This window comes from Mesorhizobium sp. M1273, from assembly GCF_040318195.1.
GTDB lineage: Bacteria > Pseudomonadota > Alphaproteobacteria > Rhizobiales > Rhizobiaceae > Mesorhizobium.
The window spans coordinates 189,963-209,106 of the sequence record NZ_JAMYLV010000001.1 but is presented as its reverse complement, the minus strand read 5'-3'; the positions used below and the strand labels follow the sequence as shown (position 1 = coordinate 209,106).

Sequence of the window (19,144 nt, the reverse complement as noted above, 5' to 3'; positions counted from 1 at the left end):
GCACCAAAAAAGCACATTTTTAGCGCACGTCGTTCAGACCGTGCTAGGGAATTGCCACGAGCACCGCAGCCTTCGAAATTTCGCCATCGTGCTTCGGCGAGGAGCGGGCGCCGTTTCTCTCGCCAAGGCGGGTCGCTGAACTGCTAGGGGTCAATACGACAGAACTGGCGGGGCTGACCGGTCTCGCGCGCAACACGCTTGCCGCCGAGTCCGGTGCGCGCAAGGTCGACGCCGCATTGAGTCCCATCGTCCGTATCCTGGCGATGGCCGGCGAGATGGCCGGTGATGAACATCGTGCGGCGATCTGGTTCAAGCATCAGCCGATCCCCGGTTGGGCCGGAAAGACCGCCTACGATCTGGTTCGCGAAGGCAAGACGGACAAGGTGCTTGCCTATCTGGAGGCAGTCCGCTCCGGCATCTATGCCTGAAACCAGGCTGACCCTGTGGCGCGCTTTTGTGCCGCGCTGGGCCGCTGTGAGCTGCTATGCTTCTTGCACGCGTTCGTATCCGGCCGCCTTCGCGGCCCTGACGAACTTGCGGTCAAAAGTCGCGAAGCCAGCGCAGTGAGCGGACTTGCCCAGATGCAGCGCATCAGCGAAATCCAACCCCTGTTCCGAGAGGTCGAGCGCGGACGACACGACCGCCCCGTCTTCCACCTCTACCGTGGGAAGCCCGCTAAACACCCGTAGCGTACGGGCGATTTCAAGCGGCGCAAAACCGTAGGCGCTGCGCAACACCCATTCGACTTCCAGCATCACCGTGACGGCGACAAAGACCGGCTGGCTATCGATCAGCGCCCGGGCGCGGGAAGACTGCGACGGGTGATCGCCCGTCAGGTAGCGGACGATCAGGTTGGTATCAATTGCGAGCATGGCGCCGCCGCGCTTCGGCGAGCACGCCCGCGTCCATTTCCTCCAACGTCTTCGGCCTGCCACTATAGCGCAGCGATCCAAACACGTCCTCTGGCCGTGTCTCGGCGAAGACTGGCGCAGGCTTCAGTAGCACGCCCTCCGGGGTATCCTCGACCAGAAGGCGTGTGCCGGCATGCCATTCCCTCCGTTTCCGGATCGCGCTGGGCAGGATGACCTGTCCCTTGGTCGAGACCGTAGTTACGAGCTTCTTTGCGGCAGCCATCTGCGCACGTCCTTAGGTGTAAGACGAATGTAAGATAGTCGAAGCTCTCCGCAAATTCAAGGCGCAAGCTACTCCTACTTAAAGCGATGACAAGGCAGTGGGCGGCGGGGATTGGTTGTTCCGGAGCGGCGATAATTCGTCGTCAACTCCATCAAACCCTGGTGCCGCCGACTGTCATCTGGTTCATCCTGAGATGCGGCTGGCCGACGCCGACCGGCACGCCCTGTCCGGCCTTGCCACACATGCCGATGCCGGTGTCGAGCTTCATGTCGTTGCCGATCATCGCCACACGATGCATGGCATCCGGCCCGTTGCCGATCAGCATGGCGCCCTTGATCGGTTGCGTCACCTTGCCGTTCTCGATCATGTAGGCTTCGGTGCAGCCGAACACGAACTTGCCCGAAGTGATGTCAACCTGGCCGCCACCGAACGACACGGCATAGATGCCGTTCTTGACCGAGGCGATGATCTCGTCCGGCTCCATGTCGCCCGCTGTCATGTAGGTGTTGGTCATGCGCGGCATAGGCTCGTGCGCGTAACCTTGGCGTCGCCCGTTGCCGGTGGCTTTCATGCCCATCAGCCGGGCGTTCTGGCGGTCCTGCATGTAGCCGACCAGCTTGCCATCGTCGATCAGCACGTTATGGGCCGATGGCGTGCCCTCATCGTCGACGGTAAGCGAGCCACGCCGCTCGGGCAGGGTGCCGTCATCAACGACGGTGACGCCTTTCGCTGCCACCTGCTGGCCAAGCAGGCCGGCAAAGGCCGACGTCTTCTTGCGGTTGAAATCGCCTTCCAGCCCGTGGCCGACGGCCTCGTGCAACATGACGCCCGGCCAGCCGCTCGACAGCACGATGTCGAAAGTGCCGGCAGGTGCTGGAACCGCTTCGAGATTGACCAGCGCTTGCCGCAATGCCTCCTTGGCCGCGTGCCGCCAGCTGTCCTCGATCAGGAATTCACCAAAATCCTTGCGGCCTCCCATGCCGTAGGAGCCGCTCTCCTGGCGGTCGCCGTCGCCGACCACCACCGACACGTTGATCCTGACCAGCGGACGGATGTCGCGCACCATCTGGCCGTCGGCGCGCATGATCTCGACATGCTGCCAGGAGGCGGCGAGCGACGCCGTCACCTGCCTGACGCGCGGATCCTCGGCCCGCAGCCATGCATCGATTTCCTGAAGCAGCTTGGCCTTGGCCTCGAAGGAAGGCGAGGGGATAGGGTTTCCGTCGCCGTAGAGGTGGCGGTTGGTGCGGGCAGGCGCTGCGGCAAGCGTGCCGGAATAGCCGCTCTTCACCGTCGAAACGGCATCGGCGGCGCGCAGCAGCGAGGCTTCGGAGAGATCGCTGGAATGGGCGTAGCCGCTGGCTTCGCCGGCGACGGCGCGCAGGCCGAAACCCTGGTCGGTGTTGAAATTCGCGGTCTTCAGCTTGCCATTGTCGAACATCAGCGATTCGCTTTCGCTATATTCGAGAAACAGTTCGCCGTCGTCGGCGCCGTTAATAGTCTCGGCAACGATTTGCTTGATGCGATCGTCGGAAATGTCAAATTGGCCGATCAGGCTGTTCATGGCAGGTCCATTCGCAGGAGGATTGTTTCCCACGATGTAGGCGCGAAGGCCCGCACAGACAATCTGAAATGAGATTTGCCGTGACCTCGGCCGGTCAACATCACTGGATCGTGCTACAAGACCCAGGCTCAAGGCAGGGCGGCGAAGCCGTCGGCGAAACCCTTGAGGTCGACGGGAATGCCGATGCCCTCTTCCGGCGTCTGGAAGACGATGAAGGTGGCGGACGTACCGGTCTTCAGCGTGTCGAGCAGCGGCTTTTCCAGGATGACCTCGGCATAGCAGCCGTCCTGGAAACAGCGCACGAAATAGGCGCGGCCGATATCCTTGCCGTCGACATTGAGGCCGAGGCCGTTCGGCAACAGCACGCCGAGCGGCGCCAGCACACGCAGGATTTCGGCCTTGTTGTCGGCTGTGCGCAGCACGACGACGGAAAGACCCATTTCCGGACGGTCCTCGGCGACGACGTTCTGCATCATCACGCATTGTTCGGATGTAGCACCGGCGGGCGTATCGCAGATGATCGACCACGCCCCATGCGTTGACTTCACCGTGCCGCTTGGCTGCGCGGCATTGGCCAGGCCGGCGCCGGACAAGGCTATTGCGGCGGCAACAAAGATGACCTTCGCCAAGGTTCTCGAAAGCCAAGGGTTCATGACGGCTCCATTGCGAATCACGGCACTTTAAGCCGCACTAAACCCAAGTAAAGGACGAGACCCCGGCGATCTGCCCCGACACAGGCGACAATGCGCTTTTCAGTGCCAATTTCGCCCTAATTGCGACGGCTCCGCACGCCGCGCGGCTCATTCTACCCGGATGCCGCTCTGGTGATTCGCGGCGAGCCGTCACCGCACGAAGCCAGCGCCGCGCTTGCGCGCAAAAATGCCGCACGGGTTCCGGCGCTCCTTTCTTGCGGAGGCAAATAGAGTATGGTTTGAACCAGCCTTGAATTGTCCGGGATTCCCGTCCCGGCCATTGTTCGACATTCTTGCGGTCCGATCGCGAGGAACTGGGAGATGACGAGGGCGATGAGAAAATTCCTGGCAACCGCCAAAATCGTAGCTAGTGCCGCCGCCACGTTGTTTGCCGCTGCATCCGCTCATGCAGCCCAGCCCCAACCTTGGGAAACCAGTTTTCAGCCTCCGGCGACCGACATTATGCGGCAGATCGAGTGGTTCGGGAACTACTCGTTCGCGTTCATCATTGTGATCACCGCCTTGGTGCTTTTCCTGATTGCCTACTGCATTTTGCGGTTCCGGGCGAGCGTCAACCCGACGCCGTCGCGCACCAGCCACAACACGCTGATCGAGGTCATCTGGACTGTCGGTCCCGTCGTCATCCTGCTCTGTCTCGCCATTCCCTCGTTCCAACTGCTGACCGCGCAATACACGCCGCCGGAAGAAGCCAAGCTGACCGTCAAGGCGACCGGCAATCAGTGGAACTGGGACTACGAATACCAGGTCGACAACACGCTTTCCTTTAATTCCGCGATCCTTCAGGATGCCGACAGGGCTGCTGCCGGCAAGGAAGATCGCGCCGCGTATCCGCGCCTGCTCGCCGTCGACAATGAGATGGTGGTGCCGGTCAGCACCATGACCCGCGTGCTGGTGACGGCGACCGACGTCATTCACGCCTTTGCCATGCCGTCCTTCGGCATCAAGACCGATGCGGTGCCGGGCCGCATCAACGAGGTCTGGTTCAAGGCGGACAAGGAAGGCCTCTATTACGGCCAGTGCTCGGAACTCTGCGGCAAGGACCACGCCTTCATGCCGATCGCCATTCGCGTCGTCTCCGATGCACAATACAAGACCTGGCTGGCGGCAGCCAAAACCGACCTTCCCGGCGCCAACAAGGCGCTGATGGCCGAGGTCGATGGCACGAACAAGGTAGCGGCCGCCGGCAATTGATGCCGCGACCAGAAAAGATTCAGGGAACGGAGCCGACCATGGCGCACGCTGCAGCTCACGACGACCACGACCACAAGCCGTATCATGGCTGGGTCCGGTGGGTGTATTCGACCAACCACAAGGACATCGGTACGCTTTATCTGATCTTCGCGATCATGGCGGGCTGCATCGGTGGCGCCTTGTCGGTCGTCATGCGCATGGAATTGCAGGAGCCGGGCATCCAGATATTCACTGGCCTGGCGCAGATGGTCTACGGCATGAATGGCGACGCCGCCATCGACGGGGGCAAGAGCATGTACAATGCTTTCACCACCGCGCATGCGCTGATCATGATCTTCTTCATGGTGATGCCGGCGCTGATCGGCGGCTTTGCCAACTGGATGGTGCCGATCATGATCGGCGCGCCGGATATGGCCTTCCCGCGCATGAACAACGTCTCGTTCTGGCTGCTGCCGCCGGCTTTCATCCTGCTGATTTTCTCGGCCTTCGTCCCGAGTGCGCCCGGCGCCTACGGCGTCGGCGGCGGCTGGACGCTTTATCCGCCATTGTCGACATCGGGCCAGCCCGGACCGGCCATGGACCTGGCGATCCTGTCAATCCACATCGCCGGCGCCTCCTCGATTCTTGGCGCCATCAACTTCATCACCACCATCTTCAACATGCGCGCGCCCGGCATGACCATGCACAAGATGCCGCTTTTCGCCTGGTCTGTGCTGATTACCGCCTTCCTGCTGCTTCTGTCGTTGCCGGTGCTGGCCGGCGGCATCACCATGCTTTTGACCGACCGCAATTTCGGCACCACCTTCTTCGCCCCGGACGGCGGCGGCGATCCGATCCTGTTCCAGCACCTGTTCTGGTTCTTTGGCCATCCGGAGGTCTACATTCTGATCCTGCCGGGTTTCGGTATCATCAGCCATATCATCTCGACCTTTTCGAGGAAACCGGTGTTTGGCTATCTCGGCATGGCCTATGCGATGGTTGCCATCGGTGCGGTGGGCTTCATCGTCTGGGCCCACCACATGTACACGACGGGCCTGTCGCTCGATACCCAGCGCTATTTCGTCTTCGCCACCATGGTCATCGCGGTGCCGACGGGTGTGAAGATCTTCTCGTGGATCGCCACTATGTGGGGCGGGTCGATTTCGCTCAAGACCCCGATGCTGTGGGCGATCGGCTTCATCTTCCTGTTCACTGTTGGCGGCGTCACCGGTGTGCAGTTGGCCAATGCCGGCCTCGACCGCCCGCTGCACGATACCTATTTCGTGGTCGCGCACTTCCATTACGTGCTGTCGCTGGGCGCGGTCTTCGCGATCTTCGCCGGCTGGTACTACTGGTTCCCGAAAATGACCGGCTACATGTATTCGCCGGTGATCGCGAACACCCACTTCTGGGTCACTTTTGTCGGCGTCAACCTAGTCTTTTTCCCGCAGCACTTCCTCGGCCTTTCCGGTATGCCGCGTCGCTATATCGACTATCCGGATGCCTTCGCCGGCTGGAACATGGTGTCGTCCTACGGCTCGTACATCTCGGCTATCGGCGTCGTCATCTTCCTGTTCGGCGTCTTCGAGGCGTTCCAGAAGAAGCGGGTCGCCGGCGCCAATCCTTGGGGCGAGGGTGCGACCACGCTGGAATGGCAACTGCCTTCGCCGCCGCCGTTCCACCAGTGGGAACAGTTGCCGAAGATCAAGTAGGCGGTTGCCTCCTTTAATACGGAGCCGCCGGCCGACCGGCGGTTTTGGCCAACGGAATGATGGACTTTAAGTACGCATGGCCCTTGCCGAAGACAGACTGATTGACGAGCCGGGCTTCCGCATGTCGGAAGCGACGGCGGGCGATTTCTTCGCCCTGCTGAAGCCGCGCGTCATGTCGCTGGTGGTGTTCACTGCGTTTGTCGGCATGGTCGCCGCTCCGGTGACCATCAATCCGCTGCTGGCGGTGATCGCGATCCTGGCTATTGCCATCGGCGCCGGCGCCTCCGGTGCGCTCAACATGTGGTATGACGCAGACATCGATGCGGTGATGACGCGCACCGCCGGCCGTCCCGTGCCGGCCGGCCGTATCCGGCCAGGCGAGGCATTGAGTTTCGGGCTGGTGCTGTCGGTTCTGTCGGTGATGACGCTCGGCGTGCTGGTCAACTGGTTGGCAGCATCGCTTCTGGCCTTCACCATCTTTTTCTATGCCGTCATCTATACGATGTGGCTGAAGCGCTGGACGCCGCAGAACATCGTCATCGGCGGGGCTGCCGGTGCCATTCCGCCGGTCATAGGCTGGGCGGCGGTAACCGGATCGGTCAGCCTCGAAAGCTTGGTGCTGTTCCTGGTCATCTTCCTGTGGACGCCGCCACATTTCTGGGCGCTCGCGCTGTTCAAGTCGGAGGACTACGCCAAGGCAGGCATTCCGATGATGCCGAATGTCGCCGGTCAGGCCTCGACCAGACGCCAGATCTTTGCCTATGCGCTGGTCCTCGCGCCGGTTGGCGTGCTGCCCTGGGTTCTCGGGTTCACCACGCCGGTCTATGGCGTCGTTGCATTGCTGCTCGGCGCCGGCTTCGTCTGGTATGCGTGGAAGGTGCTGCAAATGGCCGATGACGACCGGGCGATGAAGCCGGCCAAGGCCTTGTTCGGCTATTCGCTGCTCTATCTCTTCGCCATCTTCGCCGCCTACCTTGGCGATTGTGTCGTCGCGCGCGCGCTGACCATTGGTGGAGCATGAGCATGGCCAAAAAGAAGCTTGAACTGGTCACGTTGACCGAACGTCAGCAGAAGGCCCGCCGCAATCGCTCGGCCGCAATCGGTTTCGCGCTGGCGGCGCTGGTCGTCATATTCTACGTCGCGACCATCGTGAAATTTGGTCACAGTTTCCCCGGCTCGATGTGAGCTTAACATGACCAGGCAAACAGTCACCGATCCTAAGAAGAAGAATACGAACCGCGTCGTCGCCGGCGTCTGCATCGCGTTCTTCGGCGGCATGATCGGCATGGCCTACGCCGCGGTGCCGCTCTACGCGATGTTCTGCCAGGCGACAGGCTACGGCGGCACCGTCAAACGGGCGACCCAGCAATATGCCGATCGGGTGCTCGATCGCGACATCACCATCCGCTTCGACGCCAACACCGCCGGCGTTCCCTGGCAATTCCAGCCGGTCGCTCGCTCGATCACCATCAAGATCGGCGAAACCGCCGAGGCGCATTTCAGCGCGACCAACAAATTCAGCCGTCCCATCACTGGACGCGCCACCTTCAACGTGCAGCCGGAACTGGCCGGACCTTACTTCAACAAGGTCGAGTGTTTCTGCTTCACCGACACGACGCTGAAGCCGGGCGAGACACTGGACATGCCGGTCGTCTTCTATGTCGATCCCGACATCGTCAACGCGCCGGAATTGAAGGATCTGACGACGATTACCCTGTCCTACACGATGTTCCCGGTCGACAAGACCAAGCCGGTCGCATCATCGGTGCCGGCCGACGGCCACCGCAACAAGATTTCAGATACCGAAGCAAGCCTCGGGGGTTGATATGGCAGACGCACACGCAAAACCACAACATGACTACCACCTTGTCGACCCGAGCCCGTGGCCTTTCCTGGGCTCCGTCGGGGCGCTGGTGACCGCGTTCGGCGGCGTCTGTTACATGCAATACCTCAAGGGCGGCGATTTCCCGATCTTCGGTTTCAATGTCGCCAATCCATGGCTGTTCTTCATCGGCCTGCTGATCGTCATCTACACGATGTTCGCCTGGTGGTCGGATACGATCAAGGAGGCGCATGAGGGACACCACACCCGTGTCGTGTCGCTGCATCTGCGCTACGGCATGATCATGTTCATCGCCTCCGAGGTGATGTTCTTCGTCGCCTGGTTCTGGGCCTTCTTCGACGCCAGCCTGTTTCCGGGCGAGGTCCATCAATACGCCCGTACCGCCTTCACCGGCGGCGTCTGGCCGCCCAAGGGCCTCGAAGTTCTCGACCCCTTCCATCTGCCGCTCTACAACACCGTCATCCTGCTTCTGTCGGGTACCACGGTGACCTGGGCGCACCACTCGCTCATCCACGGCGACCGCAAGGGCCTGATCAATGGGTTGGTGCTGACCGTCGGCCTCGGCATGCTGTTCACCATGGTGCAGGCCTACGAGTACATGCACGCGCCGTTCGGCTTCAGGGATTCGATCTACGGCGCCACCTTCTTCATGGCGACCGGCTTCCATGGTTTCCACGTCATCATCGGCACGATCTTCCTGTTGGTCTGCCTGATCCGCGCCATAAAGGGGGACTTCACGCCCAAGCAGCATTTCGGCTTCGAGGCCGCCGCCTGGTACTGGCACTTCGTGGACGTGGTGTGGCTGTTCCTGTTTGCCTCGATCTACGTCTGGGCATCGAACGGCGCGATGATCGAACCGCACTGAGATCGAACTGAGGAAATCGACAAGGCGGCTGCGGCGACGTGGCCGCCTTATCTTTTGCGGCAAATGCTCCTAGGATGATCCCATGAGCGACGACAAGGCGATCTGGCCACCAATCGATCCGATCTCGGCCGGCTTGCATGGCCGCTGCCCCCGCTGTGGCGAGGGCAAGCTGTTCTCCGGGTTCCTCACGGTCGGCAATCGCTGCACCAATTGCGGCCTCGATTATTCTTTCGCCGATGCTGGTGACGGGCCGGCGGTGTTCGTTATCCTGATCATCGGCTTCATCGTCGTCGGCCTGGCGTTGTGGATGGAGGTGACGCTCAATCCACCGCTTTGGCTGCATCTGCTGCTGTGGATTCCGCTGACGCTGGTGCTTTGCCTGGCGGCGCTCCGGCTGATCAAGGGCGTGCTGCTGACGCTGCAATACCGCAACAAGGCGGCCGAGGGCCGGCTGGACCGCGGCGAATGAGCGAGGCATCAGGTTCGGTGGCCGGCCGGTCGCGGCCCAAGCGCGCATTGGCGCTCGGCCTGGGTATCGTCGTGTTTTTGATCCTGCTGGCGCTCGGCACCTGGCAGGTTCAGCGCTTGCACTGGAAAGAGGGCCTTCTCCAGACGATCGACCAGCGTACGCATTCGGCGCCTGTACCATTGGCCGAGGTCGAAAAGCGGTTTGCTGCCGCCGGCGACGTGGACTACACGCCGGTGATAGTGACCGGCACTTTCCTGCATCAAGACGAGCGGCATTTCCTCGCCACCTGGGAAGGCCAGTCCGGTTTCGACGTCTTCACGCCGCTACAGCTCGACGATGGCCGTTTCGTGCTGATCAACCGCGGCTTCGTGCCTTACGATTTCAAGGATCCAGCCAAGCGGCCGCAGGAACAGGTAACGGGCAAAGTGACGGTGACGGGGCTCGCCCGTAACCCGCTGCCGGCCAAGCCCTCGATGATGCTTCCCGACAATGATCCGCAGAAGAATATCTTCTACTGGAAAGATCGTGACGCGATGGCCTCGAGCGCCGGCCTGCCGACAGGTGCGGCGCTGGTGCCGATCTTCATCGATGCGAACGCCACGCCCAACCCCGGCGGGCTGCCGGTTGGCGGTGTCACCGTCATCGACCTGCCGAACAGCCATCTGCAATATGCGATAACCTGGTACGGCCTTGCCGCCGCCCTTGCCGGCGTCCTGATCTCCTGGCTCCGCCGCCCGGCGAAAGACCAATGATCGCCGCCATTACCCTTGACAGGGCAGGGCCGCGCACCTCATTTCGCGCCTTGAGCTCAGAAGTCATAGTCCGATCAACCGGCCTACAATCAGCGTAAGATGCAATCATGCTTCACACAAAGCCGCCGCTGACCATCCGGCTCTGCCAGCCCCGCGGTTTCTGTGCGGGCGTTGACCGTGCCATCCAGATCGTCGTGCTGGCGCTGAAGAAATACGGCGCGCCGGTCTATGTCCGCCACGAGATCGTGCACAACCGCTACGTCGTCGAAGGGCTGCAAAGCCTCGGCGCGGTGTTCATCGAGGAGCTCTCCGAGATCCCGCCCGAGCATCGCCAGAGCCCGGTCGTCTTTTCGGCGCATGGCGTGCCGAAATCTGTGCCGGCCGACGCCCAGTCCCGCAACCTGTTCTATCTCGACGCGACTTGCCCGCTGGTCTCGAAAGTCCACAAGCAGGCGATGCGCCATCAGCGGCTTGGCCGCCACGTGCTCTTGATCGGCCATGCCGGGCATCCGGAGGTGATCGGCACAATGGGCCAGTTGCCGGACGGCGCGGTAACTCTGATCGAGACCGAGGCCGACGCCGCAAGCTTCGTGCCCGCAGACCCACAAGCGCTCGGCTTCGTCACCCAGACGACGCTGTCGGTCGAGGATACCGCCGGTATCATCCGCGCCCTGCAGCAGCGTTTTCCCGAGCTGCACGCGCCGGCGGCGGAATCGATCTGTTATGCCACCACCAATCGCCAGGAAGCCGTCAAGGAAACAGCGGCCGGCGCCGATCTCTTCCTGGTTGTCGGCGCACCTAACTCGTCCAACTCGCGGCGCCTGGTCGAAGTGGCCGAGCGCGCCGGCGCCTCGATGTCGCTTCTCGTGCAGCGCGCCTCCGAAATTCCGTGGAATGAGATTGCCGGCATTTCGACGCTCGGCCTGTCGGCGGGCGCCTCGGCGCCGGAGATCATCGTCGACGAGATCGTCGATGCGTTCAGGCAGCGCTTCGACGTGACCATCGAGCTGGCCGTGACGGCGACGGAGACGGAGGACTTTCCGGTGATGCGGGTGTTGCGCGATGTCGAACTGACGGCTGCCGACATGGCCTTCGTCAACGGGGCCGCGTAGCAACGATGGCGGTTTACACCGACGTCAACGAGGGCGAGCTCGGCGCATTCCTCAGGAACTATCCGGTCGGCGACCTCTTGTCCTACAAGGGCATCGCCGAAGGCACCGAAAACTCGAATTTTCTGCTGCACACCAGCAGCGGCTCCTACATCCTGACGCTTTACGAGAAGCGCGTCGACAAGGCTGACCTGCCGTTCTTTCTCGGCCTCATGGCCCACCTCGCCAGAAAGGGCATTTCGTGCCCGCTCCCGGTCACCGCACATGATGGCGGTGTGATCGGAACACTTGCCGGCCGGCCGGCGGTCATCATCACCTTTCTCGAAGGCCTGTCGCTGCGGCGGCCGACGGCTGCACATTGCGGCGAGGTCGGCAAGGCGCTGGCGGCACTGCATCTCGCCGGCGCGGATTTTCCGATGACCCGCCCCAACGCCCTTGCCATCGATGGCTGGCGCAAGCTGTGGAATGCCGCCCGCGCCCGCGCCGACGAGGTCGAGCCGGGACTGGCGGCCGAGGTCGATGCCGATTTCGCCGATTTCGAGCGGAACTGGCCGAACGGTCTGCCGCAAGGCATCATCCATGCTGATCTTTTCCCGGACAATGTGTTTTTCCTCGGCGAGAAACTGTCCGGGCTGATCGACTTCTATTTCGCCTGCAACGACCTCTATGCCTATGACGTTGCCACGTGCCTGAACGCCTGGTGCTTCGAGAAGGATTTTTCCTTCAATCTGACCAAGGGCACGGCGCTGCTTGCCGGCTACCAAAGCGTGCGGCCGTTGAGCAGTGACGAGAAAGCTGCGCTGCCGATGCTGGCGCGCGGTTCGGCGCTGCGCTTCATGCTGACCCGGCTCTACGACTGGCTGACGGTCCCGGACGGCGGCCTGGTGATGAAACGCGACCCGACCGAGTATATCCGCCGGATGCGCTTCCACCGGGCGATCAACTCTCCTTCCGAATATGGACTGACATGACCAAGCGCGTTGAAATCTTCACCGATGGTGCCTGTTCGGGCAATCCCGGGCCTGGCGGCTGGGGCGCAATCCTGCGCTTCAACGGCGCAATCAAGGAGCTCCATGGTGGCGAGGCTCTGACCACCAACAACCGCATGGAGTTGTTGGCGGCCATCTCGGCGCTCAATGCGCTCAAGGAGCCTTGCGTCGTCGATCTTTATACCGACAGCAACTACGTCAAGGACGGTATTTTCGGCTGGATCGACGGCTGGAAGCGCAACGGCTGGAAGACCGCCGCCAGGCAGCCGGTGAAGAATGCCGAGCTGTGGCAGCAGCTCGACGCTGCGCGCAACCGCCACCAGGTCACCTGGCATTGGGTCAAGGGCCATGCCGGCCATCCCGAGAACGAGCGCGCCGACGAATTGGCGCGGCTCGGCATGGCGCCATTCAAGACGAAGTCGGCGAAACCCGTGCTCGCGTCCGTGCCGCCGGAGGAAGGCACCCAGTCCAGGCAATCGGCGGCCAAGAAGGTTCGGCGCTCGACCCAGAGTTATTGATCCGGTTGAACTGGCGTGTCAGCGGATCAGAAGGGCGGTGCCGAACAGTCCGATGGCAAACACCGTATGCGACACAAGATTGAGGGCGCGGACCTGCATCGGATTGGGCCGCTTCGAAGCGGCCCAGCCGGCGCCCAGGCCGGGCGCCAGCAGAAACCACCCGGCGCCGACGGTGACGATGCCGAGCATAAAAGCCGGCAGGAAGGTCGGCGCGGTGAGCCAGGCCGTTCCGGCCAGCACGACCAGTATGACGCCGTAGACGATGCCGACAGCATAATGAAAGGCCCAGCCAAGTACTGATTCATGCGGGTAGGGCGAGGCCTCGCCAATGTCGTCATGGAAGACCTTGCCTTCCCTGAGATGCCAGACCCAGCGGCCGACCAGCCCCCAGTTCGGCCGCGGCTGAGCAAACGCCTTGTTCAGGAAAATCGCCCAGACATCCATAAGCGCGGTTGCGCCGATGCCGATCGCGACGCTGCGCCAGACGATGTCAGACATAATCGAGGTCCCCAGAAGCAAGCAGTCCCGAAGGGCCGACGCATGGTCCCGAAAAACCGGGTCGGCTTTCGGAAGGATCATGCGCCGATGCAAAGTCAGCGTCCTTTGGACGTTGAGCGCTCGAAGGCGCCCTTTGCCGTGCCTGGCCTAGGCTGTCGCCAGGACGGAAAGCTGTCCGAGAATGTGAGCCGCACCGGATTCGTCGACGCCGGGCTTTGTCTCGACATTGAGTGCGGTGACCTTGCCGTCATCGACGATCATCGAAAAACGCTTCGAGCGTAGCCCCATGCCGCCGCTGGAGAGGTCGGCGTCGAGGCCGACGGATTTGGCGAAATCGCCATTGCCATCGGCAAGATAAAGGATTTTGCCTTCACCGCCGCTGAAGCGGGCCCAGGCCCCCATAACGTGAACATCGTTGACCGAGACAACGGCGATAGTGTCGACGCCGCGCGCCAGGATGGCGTCGTAATTGTCCAGGTAGCCGGGCAGATGATTGTTGCTGCAGGTCGGCGTGAAGGCGCCTGGAACGCCAAACAGCACGACCTTCTTTCCTGAGAATATCTCGCCCGTCGTTATCGGCTTTGCACCGTCGGCGGTCATTGTCTTGAAGGTCGCATCGGGCAGTTTGTCGCCAACGGAGATCGTCATGATGGTCCTCGCTTGGAAATGGAAGGGAGTGTCCTTGCGATAGCGAATTAAGGCGCGCCCGGCAACCGTCCAGACGTTGGCATCACGGGAATGGCAACAGGCCTTCGACCGCGCCTGCGGCACTTGTCAGTGTGTAGTGCAGGCCGCCATCGGTTGGCGTTGTCGACGGCCTGTCGAGGATCGGCACAGTAAAGATCAGCTTGCCATCCTTTTCGCTGCGTGCCGGGGCACCGAACATGTAGTCGCGTTCGCCGGCAACGAAGAAGTCGGCGCCCTCGGGGCTGCCCGGAAAGCTCGCTTCGACAATCAGCGTTTCGTGGTCGCCCGGCAGTACGTTTATGCCGAAATCGGGCGTTGCCGTGGCAGGCAGGGTGGCAAGGCCTGCCTTGACCAGTGCCGCGTCCCCGGCGTTGTCCGGATCGGCGCCGGGATCGACGGTCAGCCTTGTCTGCACCGGGATGCAGATGGTTTCGCAGATGCCGAGGAAAATGTCCGCATCGATGACGGCCGGCTGGCCGGGCGCGGCAAGCGTGAACGTCACCGGCAACGAAACGGGGTGGTCGTAGCCGGCCCATTTGCCGTAGCCGTCGTCGTGGCGCTGCGGCGGCGGAAACGAAAGCGTCGCGTCGGCAATGTTGGTGCTGGCCGAGACGTCGATCTGTGGCGGCACGCCCGCATCGCCCGGATCGCGCCAATAGGTCTTCCAGCCGGGCTTCAGCGCAATGTCGAGGACGCCCTGGAGACGCCCGGCCTCATCGGCCTTGCCGCTCGTCACCAGCCGCACCCTGCCGCCTTCGCTGTTGTACCAGGCCGATGAGGAGGCTGAGGCGGGGAGGCCGGTCGCCGATCCAATGGCTACGCCAAGCAGCAGGATTTTCAAGCTTTGCATGGCAATGATTTGATCGTCTGTTGATGGCCGCACAATGATTTCATGACGCCGCCGGCATCATATTTGCGTGACCTTCGATTTACGAGCCTGATCAAATCGGGCGCCGCCCATCTTTTCGACGCCCCGGAAACGCGTTACGCTGTGGCCATGGATTTGTTGCGCCATAAAAGGACGGCCGCAGGACCCGGCTTTCTCGACGATCAGTTCCTGATTGCCATGCCCGGCATGAAGGATGACCGCTTCACGCGCTCTGTCATCTACATTTGCGCGCACAGCGACGAAGGCGCGATGGGGCTGATCATCAACCAGACGCAGCAGATGCTGTTTCCGGACCTGCTCGTGCAACTCGGCATCATGAACGAGCTGGAGGCAATTCGCCTGCCGCCACCGGCGCGCGACTTCGTCGTGCGCAATGGCGGACCGGTGGATCGTAGCCGCGGCTTCGTTCTGCATTCGGGCGACTACCGGGTGGAATCCTCGCTCGCCGTGTCCGACGATGTCTGTCTGACCGCGACCGTCGACATATTGCGCGCCATCTCCTCCGGCCGCGGACCCCGGCGGGCTCTGATGGCGCTTGGCTATGCCGGCTGGGGTGCGGGCCAGCTTGAAAACGAGATCGTCGAGAATGGCTGGCTGACTTGCCCGGCAAGTGCCGAGCTTCTGTTCGACGCCGACATCGATCGCAAATATGACCGGATCCTCGCCTCGATCGGCATTGATCTCGCGCATCTCAGCCTGGCTGCCGGTCACGCCTGAACCTCATTACGTCCTGAAACTTGTCACGCTTGGGTCAACGGATACTGTTCCTTCAGCGTCTTCAGCACCTGGTCGCCCGGCATCGGCGCGCCGAACATGAAGCTCTGCACGTACTCGCAGCCCATCTGCCGCAACTCCAGCGCATCGCTCTCGTCCGAAATGCCTTCGGCGACAACCGACAGGCCGAGTTCATGCGCCATATTGACCATGGATTTGAGCAGCACCGCACGTTTCGGCGTCGCGTCGTCGACGAAGCTCTTGTCGATCTTGATGGTGTCGAATGGAAAGCGCGTCAGATAGGCCAGCGATGAATAGCCGGTGCCGAAATCATCCAGCGACAGGCCGATGCCAAGCTGCTTCAGCTTGGTCAGCACATGGGCGGTCTGCTCGGGATTGTCCATCACCAGCGATTCGGTGAGTTCGAGCCGGAAGCAGCGCGGTTTCAGGTTGGCTCGCGCGATCACCGAGCGGACGTCGCTGACCAGGTCGCGGCGGATGAGCTGACGGCTGGACAGATTGACCGAGACCGACAGCGGCGCATCGCCGATCTGCTTTTGCCATCCCGCCAGGTCTTCGGCAGCCTGTTGCATGGCGAACAGCCCAAGCTGCACGATCAGGCCGCAGTTTTCGGCGACCGGAATGAAATCAGCCGGCGGGATCATGCCGCGACGCGGATGGTCCCAGCGCAGCAGCGCTTCGAAGCCTGCGACGCTGCCGTCCTCCAGCCGCACGATCGGCTGGTAGGCAAGCGTGAATTCGCGTCGTTCGATGGCGCGGCGCAGATCGGACTCGAACTGCAGCCGGTCGGTGCCGACGGTGCGGAAGGCGGGACGGAACGGCTCGATCCGGTCGCCGCCGAAGCGCTTGGCCTGATGCATGGCAAGCTCGGCATCCTTGACCATGTCCTCGGCCGAGGTCTGCGTGGCGGTCCAGGTGATCAGCCCGATCGAGGCCGTCAGCACGATCTCGCGCTTGGCGAAGGTGATCGGGTTGTTGATGGCGTGCTTGATGGCATCGGCAATGGCCGCGATGCGGGCCGGATCCTGCTCCGACAAAAGCATCAGCGCGAACTGGTCGCCGGCAAAGCGCGACAGCGAATCCTTCGGCTTGAGCAGTCGGTGCAGCCGCCGCGCGATAGTCAAAAGGATGGTATCGCCGGCCGAGATGCCGAGCCCGTCATTGACCTGCTTGAAGCGGTCTATGTCGATGACGAAGACGGTCGGGCGCACCTTCTCTTCGGTGCGGGCGATCGAAATGATCGCCTCCAGCCGGTTCATGAACAACTCGCGGTTGGGCAGGCCGGTCAGATTGTCGTGCACGGCGTCATGCAGCAGCCGTTCCTCGGACTTCTTCTGCTCCGTCACGTCGACCATGGTGCCGACGCAGCGGATGACCTCGCCGTCCGAGCCGATCACCGGCCGGGCGCGCAGCGAAAACCAGTGATAGTGCCCGTCGGCGCCGCGCAGGCGGAAGTTTTGCGACACCCGGCCGCGCCGGTGCTCGAGCACCACGTCGAGTGTCGTGCGAAACGTGTCGCGGTCGTCGGCATGCAGCACCGGCAGCCAGTTGCGGGCGGGCCCGCCGAGACTGTTGGGGGCAAGGCCGAGCTGACTGCTGACGTCGGGACGAGTGACGACGCGGTCGCGCAGCACGTCCCAGTCCCACACGGTATCGCCCGATCCGGCAACCGCCAGCGCCTGCCGCTCGAGATCGGAGAACAGGCCCTGATGCAGGGCGCCGCCGGCAAACGCGTGCTGCATCACCGTAAAGCCGATCAGCAGGATGATGAGGATCAGCCCGCCGCCCAGCGCCGGCTGGGCGATATCGTTGTCCAGCATGCCGGTGATTGCCATCCACGATCCGCATAGCCACAGCAGAACCATCACCCAACTGGGCACCAGCATGATGGCGCGGTCGTAACCGCGGATACCGAGGAAGATGATCAGGCCGAGCCCGGTCAGCGCGGTGGCGGCGAAGGACAGCCTGGCAATGCCGGCGGCGACCGCCGGATCGATGATGGCGACACCGGCGATCAGCACCAGCCCGAGAATCCAGACCAGCGCGCCGTAGCTGAAATGGCCGTGCCACCGGTTGAGGTTGAGATAGGCAAACAGGAACACCACGAAGGTCGCCGCGAGCGCCACCTCCGTTCCGGCGCGCCACATCTGCTCATTGCCCGGTGAGATCTCTATGATCTTGTTGAGAAAGCCGAAATCGACGCAGATATAGGCAAGCACCGCCCAGGCTAGGGCCGCCGTTGCCGGGAACATCGAGGTCCCCTTGACGACGAAAAGAATGGTCAGGAACAGCGCCAGCAGGCCGGCAATGCCGATGACGATGCCACGAAACAGCGTGTAGGAATTGACCGAGTCCTTGTAGGATTCAGGGTCCCACAGATAGACCTGCGGCAGCTTGGGCGAGGCGAGCTCGGCGATGAAGGTAATCACCGTTCCGGGGTTCAACGTCACCCGGAACACGTCGGCGTCGGGGCTGGTCTGGCGGTCGAGCGCAAAGCCTTCGCTGGGCGTGATCGCGGCGATACGGGTCGAGCCGAGATCCGGCCAGAACAGGCCGGAATTCACCAGCCGGAAATGCGGTGCGACAATCAGCCTGTCGAGCTGCTGGTCGGTGGTATTGGCCAGCGCGAACACCGCCCAGTCACCGCTCGAGCGCGCATCATTTGCCTCGACCTCGATGCGCCGCACGATGCCGTCCGGGCCTGGCGCGGTCGACACCTGAAAATTCTCGCCCTGGTTCCGGTAGATCAAGACGGCCCCCGAAAGATCGAGCGCAACGTCGTCGCGGGCGATCTTGATCGGTTCTACGGCAAAGGCCGAGGACGCCGCGCAGAGCGTGACGATTGCCGCCAGCATAAAGGCAAGCAGCGACCCCTTGCGCAGAAAATTCGTCAAAATCAGCCCTTTGTTCCAACGCCCGGCGGATCGTCCGCGATTCGGGCGTATAGGTAATGGTCCTGCCAGATGCCGTTGATCCTGAGATAGGATCGTAGCAGTCCTTCGCGCCGGAATCCGGCTTTTTCAAGCACGCGGATCGACCGGGCGTTGTCGGGAATACAGGCAGCTTCGATCCGGTGCAATCGCAGCGTTTCGAAGGCGAAACGCGTCACCACTCTTACGGCATCGGTCATCAGGCCGCGTCCGCTGAAGCGCTCGCCGATCCAGTAGCCGATATGGCCGCTTTGGGCGACCCCGTGGCGGATATTGCCGAGGGTGATACCGCCGGCCAGCTTGCCGCTGCTTTTCTCGAAGATGAAGAAGGCGATCGCCGTCCCCTGCGCGTAGTCCTCGCGGTAGCGCCCGATACGATGCCGCCACGCCGGGCGGTCGAGTTCGTCAGGGGTCCATCGCGGCTCCCACGGCTCAAGGAAGGCGCGGCTTTCACTGCGCAGCACCGACCACTCGCGATAGTCGTTGGTCAGCGGTACGCGCAGCGTGACAAGCTCGCCCTTCAGTGCCGGCAGGTCGCGGCGAAAGAAAGGGAGCGCGAACACGACG

At 62.4% G+C, this 19,144-nt stretch carries 22 protein-coding genes; 13 read left to right on the top strand and 9 right to left on the bottom strand.

Translation table 11 applies throughout. The features are described from left to right. Positions 1-77 precede the first annotated feature (77 nt). A complete protein-coding gene (locus NKH30_RS00945; RefSeq protein ID WP_502898868.1) occupies positions 78-428 on the top strand; it encodes an antitoxin Xre/MbcA/ParS toxin-binding domain-containing protein in 351 nt (116 codons plus the stop codon). Positions 429-482: 54 nt separating this feature from the next. Here the strand turns inward: NKH30_RS00945 and NKH30_RS00940 are convergent, their stop codons facing one another. The 4 genes from NKH30_RS00940 to NKH30_RS00925 form a co-directional block, all read right to left on the bottom strand. Continuing rightward, complete coding sequence (locus NKH30_RS00940; RefSeq protein ID WP_023674128.1) at positions 483-872, bottom strand: type II toxin-antitoxin system VapC family toxin; 390 nt, start codon at positions 870-872, stop codon at positions 483-485. Next, positions 859-1,134: an AbrB/MazE/SpoVT family DNA-binding domain-containing protein gene (locus NKH30_RS00935; protein WP_352449889.1), complete on the bottom strand. Its 276-nt coding sequence runs from the start codon at positions 1,132-1,134 to the stop codon at positions 859-861. The genes NKH30_RS00940 and NKH30_RS00935 overlap by 14 nt, the downstream gene beginning before the upstream one ends. Before the next feature lie 151 nt (positions 1,135-1,285). Further along, complete coding sequence (tldD, locus tag NKH30_RS00930) at positions 1,286-2,698, bottom strand: metalloprotease TldD (RefSeq protein ID WP_352501957.1); 1,413 nt, start codon at positions 2,696-2,698, stop codon at positions 1,286-1,288. A 128-nt stretch (positions 2,699-2,826) separates the two neighbouring features. After that, on the bottom strand, positions 2,827-3,351 hold the full coding sequence (locus NKH30_RS00925; RefSeq protein ID WP_023674131.1) for an invasion associated locus B family protein: 525 nt from the start codon (positions 3,349-3,351) through the stop codon (positions 2,827-2,829). A gap of 372 nt (positions 3,352-3,723) precedes the next feature. Here NKH30_RS00925 and coxB point away from each other — a divergent pair, with 372 nt between their 5' ends. From coxB to rnhA, 11 genes are all read left to right on the top strand, one after another. Then, positions 3,724-4,602: a cytochrome c oxidase subunit II gene (gene coxB, locus NKH30_RS00920; protein WP_031211057.1), complete on the top strand. Its 879-nt coding sequence runs from the start codon at positions 3,724-3,726 to the stop codon at positions 4,600-4,602. 38 nt (positions 4,603-4,640) lie between these two features. Next, the gene (gene ctaD, locus NKH30_RS00915) at positions 4,641-6,293 is read left to right on the top strand and encodes a cytochrome c oxidase subunit I (protein ID WP_352470655.1); all 1,653 of its coding nucleotides are present in this window, start codon (positions 4,641-4,643) and stop codon (positions 6,291-6,293) included. Between the two features lie 76 nt (positions 6,294-6,369). Continuing rightward, positions 6,370-7,314: a heme o synthase gene (locus NKH30_RS00910; RefSeq protein ID WP_352612408.1), complete on the top strand. Its 945-nt coding sequence runs from the start codon at positions 6,370-6,372 to the stop codon at positions 7,312-7,314. After that, positions 7,311-7,478, top strand: a complete 168-nt coding sequence (locus NKH30_RS00905) for a cytochrome c oxidase system small membrane protein (protein ID WP_502911447.1) — start codon at positions 7,311-7,313, stop codon at positions 7,476-7,478. The genes NKH30_RS00910 and NKH30_RS00905 overlap by 4 nt, the downstream gene beginning before the upstream one ends. A 7-nt stretch (positions 7,479-7,485) precedes the next feature. Next, a complete protein-coding gene (locus tag NKH30_RS00900) occupies positions 7,486-8,118 on the top strand; it encodes a cytochrome c oxidase assembly protein (protein ID WP_352612410.1) in 633 nt (210 codons plus the stop codon). A 1-nt stretch (position 8,119) separates the two neighbouring features. Further along, a complete protein-coding gene (locus NKH30_RS00895; RefSeq protein WP_352449883.1) occupies positions 8,120-9,001 on the top strand; it encodes a cytochrome c oxidase subunit 3 in 882 nt (293 codons plus the stop codon). An 82-nt stretch (positions 9,002-9,083) separates the two neighbouring features. Beyond that, positions 9,084-9,470, top strand: coding sequence for a DUF983 domain-containing protein (locus tag NKH30_RS00890; protein ID WP_352470653.1), 387 nt, complete (start codon positions 9,084-9,086; stop codon positions 9,468-9,470). Continuing rightward, positions 9,467-10,222: an SURF1 family protein gene (locus NKH30_RS00885; RefSeq protein ID WP_352612413.1), complete on the top strand. Its 756-nt coding sequence runs from the start codon at positions 9,467-9,469 to the stop codon at positions 10,220-10,222. Before NKH30_RS00890 ends, NKH30_RS00885 begins: the two co-directional genes overlap by 4 nt. A gap of 107 nt (positions 10,223-10,329) precedes the next feature. Beyond that, positions 10,330-11,334, top strand: coding sequence for a 4-hydroxy-3-methylbut-2-enyl diphosphate reductase (ispH, locus tag NKH30_RS00880; protein ID WP_254818458.1), 1,005 nt, complete (start codon positions 10,330-10,332; stop codon positions 11,332-11,334). A gap of 5 nt (positions 11,335-11,339) precedes the next feature. Continuing rightward, complete coding sequence (locus tag NKH30_RS00875; protein WP_352456890.1) at positions 11,340-12,302, top strand: homoserine kinase; 963 nt, start codon at positions 11,340-11,342, stop codon at positions 12,300-12,302. Then, on the top strand, positions 12,299-12,838 hold the full coding sequence (rnhA, locus tag NKH30_RS00870) for a ribonuclease HI (protein ID WP_352501954.1): 540 nt from the start codon (positions 12,299-12,301) through the stop codon (positions 12,836-12,838). The genes NKH30_RS00875 and rnhA overlap by 4 nt, the downstream gene beginning before the upstream one ends. 18 nt (positions 12,839-12,856) lie before the next feature. Here the strand turns inward: rnhA and NKH30_RS00865 are convergent, their stop codons facing one another. The 3 genes from NKH30_RS00865 to NKH30_RS00855 form a co-directional block, all read right to left on the bottom strand. After that, a complete protein-coding gene (locus NKH30_RS00865) occupies positions 12,857-13,336 on the bottom strand; it encodes a DUF2938 domain-containing protein (protein ID WP_352612418.1) in 480 nt (159 codons plus the stop codon). 147 nt (positions 13,337-13,483) lie between these two features. Further along, positions 13,484-13,984 (bottom strand): peroxiredoxin, encoded by a 501-nt coding sequence (locus NKH30_RS00860; protein WP_352612420.1) that lies wholly within the window; start codon positions 13,982-13,984, stop codon positions 13,484-13,486. An 82-nt stretch (positions 13,985-14,066) separates the two neighbouring features. Beyond that, positions 14,067-14,873 (bottom strand): protein-disulfide reductase DsbD domain-containing protein, encoded by an 807-nt coding sequence (locus tag NKH30_RS00855; RefSeq protein ID WP_352612422.1) that lies wholly within the window; start codon positions 14,871-14,873, stop codon positions 14,067-14,069. A 147-nt stretch (positions 14,874-15,020) separates the two neighbouring features. On the opposite strand from NKH30_RS00855, the gene NKH30_RS00850 reads away from it, so the two are divergent. After that, complete coding sequence (locus NKH30_RS00850; RefSeq protein WP_031211061.1) at positions 15,021-15,629, top strand: YqgE/AlgH family protein; 609 nt, start codon at positions 15,021-15,023, stop codon at positions 15,627-15,629. Between the two features lie 23 nt (positions 15,630-15,652). Here NKH30_RS00850 and NKH30_RS00845 read toward each other — a convergent pair whose 3' ends face one another. Further along, entirely contained in the window at positions 15,653-18,541 is a 2,889-nt protein-coding gene (locus NKH30_RS00845; RefSeq protein ID WP_352612424.1) for an EAL domain-containing protein, read from the bottom strand. A 2-nt stretch (positions 18,542-18,543) separates the two neighbouring features. Beyond that, entirely contained in the window at positions 18,544-19,140 is a 597-nt protein-coding gene (locus NKH30_RS00840) for a GNAT family N-acetyltransferase (protein WP_352993823.1), read from the bottom strand. Positions 19,141-19,144: the final 4 nt, after the last annotated feature.

What these genes read in the sequence shown, in the direction of transcription:
- ctaD (WP_352470655.1), top strand. Translation starts at nt 4,641, where the DNA reads ATGGCGCACGCTGCAGCTCACGACGACCACGACCACAAGCCGTATCAT.
- NKH30_RS00900 (WP_352612410.1), top strand. Translation starts at nt 7,486, where the DNA reads ATGACCAGGCAAACAGTCACCGATCCTAAGAAGAAGAATACGAACCGC.
- NKH30_RS00855 (WP_352612422.1), bottom strand. Translation starts at nt 14,873, where the DNA reads ATGCAAAGCTTGAAAATCCTGCTGCTTGGCGTAGCCATTGGATCGGCG.
- NKH30_RS00935 (WP_352449889.1), bottom strand. Translation starts at nt 1,134, where the DNA reads ATGGCTGCCGCAAAGAAGCTCGTAACTACGGTCTCGACCAAGGGACAG.
- coxB (WP_031211057.1), top strand. Translation starts at nt 3,724, where the DNA reads ATGAGAAAATTCCTGGCAACCGCCAAAATCGTAGCTAGTGCCGCCGCC.
- NKH30_RS00905 (WP_502911447.1), top strand. Translation starts at nt 7,311, where the DNA reads ATGAGCATGGCCAAAAAGAAGCTTGAACTGGTCACGTTGACCGAACGT.
- NKH30_RS00890 (WP_352470653.1), top strand. Translation starts at nt 9,084, where the DNA reads ATGAGCGACGACAAGGCGATCTGGCCACCAATCGATCCGATCTCGGCC.
- NKH30_RS00910 (WP_352612408.1), top strand. Translation starts at nt 6,370, where the DNA reads ATGGCCCTTGCCGAAGACAGACTGATTGACGAGCCGGGCTTCCGCATG.
- NKH30_RS00895 (WP_352449883.1), top strand. Translation starts at nt 8,120, where the DNA reads ATGGCAGACGCACACGCAAAACCACAACATGACTACCACCTTGTCGAC.
- tldD (WP_352501957.1), bottom strand. Translation starts at nt 2,698, where the DNA reads ATGAACAGCCTGATCGGCCAATTTGACATTTCCGACGATCGCATCAAG.
- NKH30_RS00860 (WP_352612420.1), bottom strand. Translation starts at nt 13,984, where the DNA reads ATGACGATCTCCGTTGGCGACAAACTGCCCGATGCGACCTTCAAGACA.
- rnhA (WP_352501954.1), top strand. Translation starts at nt 12,299, where the DNA reads ATGACCAAGCGCGTTGAAATCTTCACCGATGGTGCCTGTTCGGGCAAT.
- NKH30_RS00850 (WP_031211061.1), top strand. Translation starts at nt 15,021, where the DNA reads ATGGATTTGTTGCGCCATAAAAGGACGGCCGCAGGACCCGGCTTTCTC.
- ispH (WP_254818458.1), top strand. Translation starts at nt 10,330, where the DNA reads ATGCTTCACACAAAGCCGCCGCTGACCATCCGGCTCTGCCAGCCCCGC.
- NKH30_RS00875 (WP_352456890.1), top strand. Translation starts at nt 11,340, where the DNA reads ATGGCGGTTTACACCGACGTCAACGAGGGCGAGCTCGGCGCATTCCTC.
- NKH30_RS00885 (WP_352612413.1), top strand. Translation starts at nt 9,467, where the DNA reads ATGAGCGAGGCATCAGGTTCGGTGGCCGGCCGGTCGCGGCCCAAGCGC.
- NKH30_RS00925 (WP_023674131.1), bottom strand. Translation starts at nt 3,351, where the DNA reads ATGAACCCTTGGCTTTCGAGAACCTTGGCGAAGGTCATCTTTGTTGCC.
- NKH30_RS00940 (WP_023674128.1), bottom strand. Translation starts at nt 872, where the DNA reads ATGCTCGCAATTGATACCAACCTGATCGTCCGCTACCTGACGGGCGAT.
- NKH30_RS00865 (WP_352612418.1), bottom strand. Translation starts at nt 13,336, where the DNA reads ATGTCTGACATCGTCTGGCGCAGCGTCGCGATCGGCATCGGCGCAACC.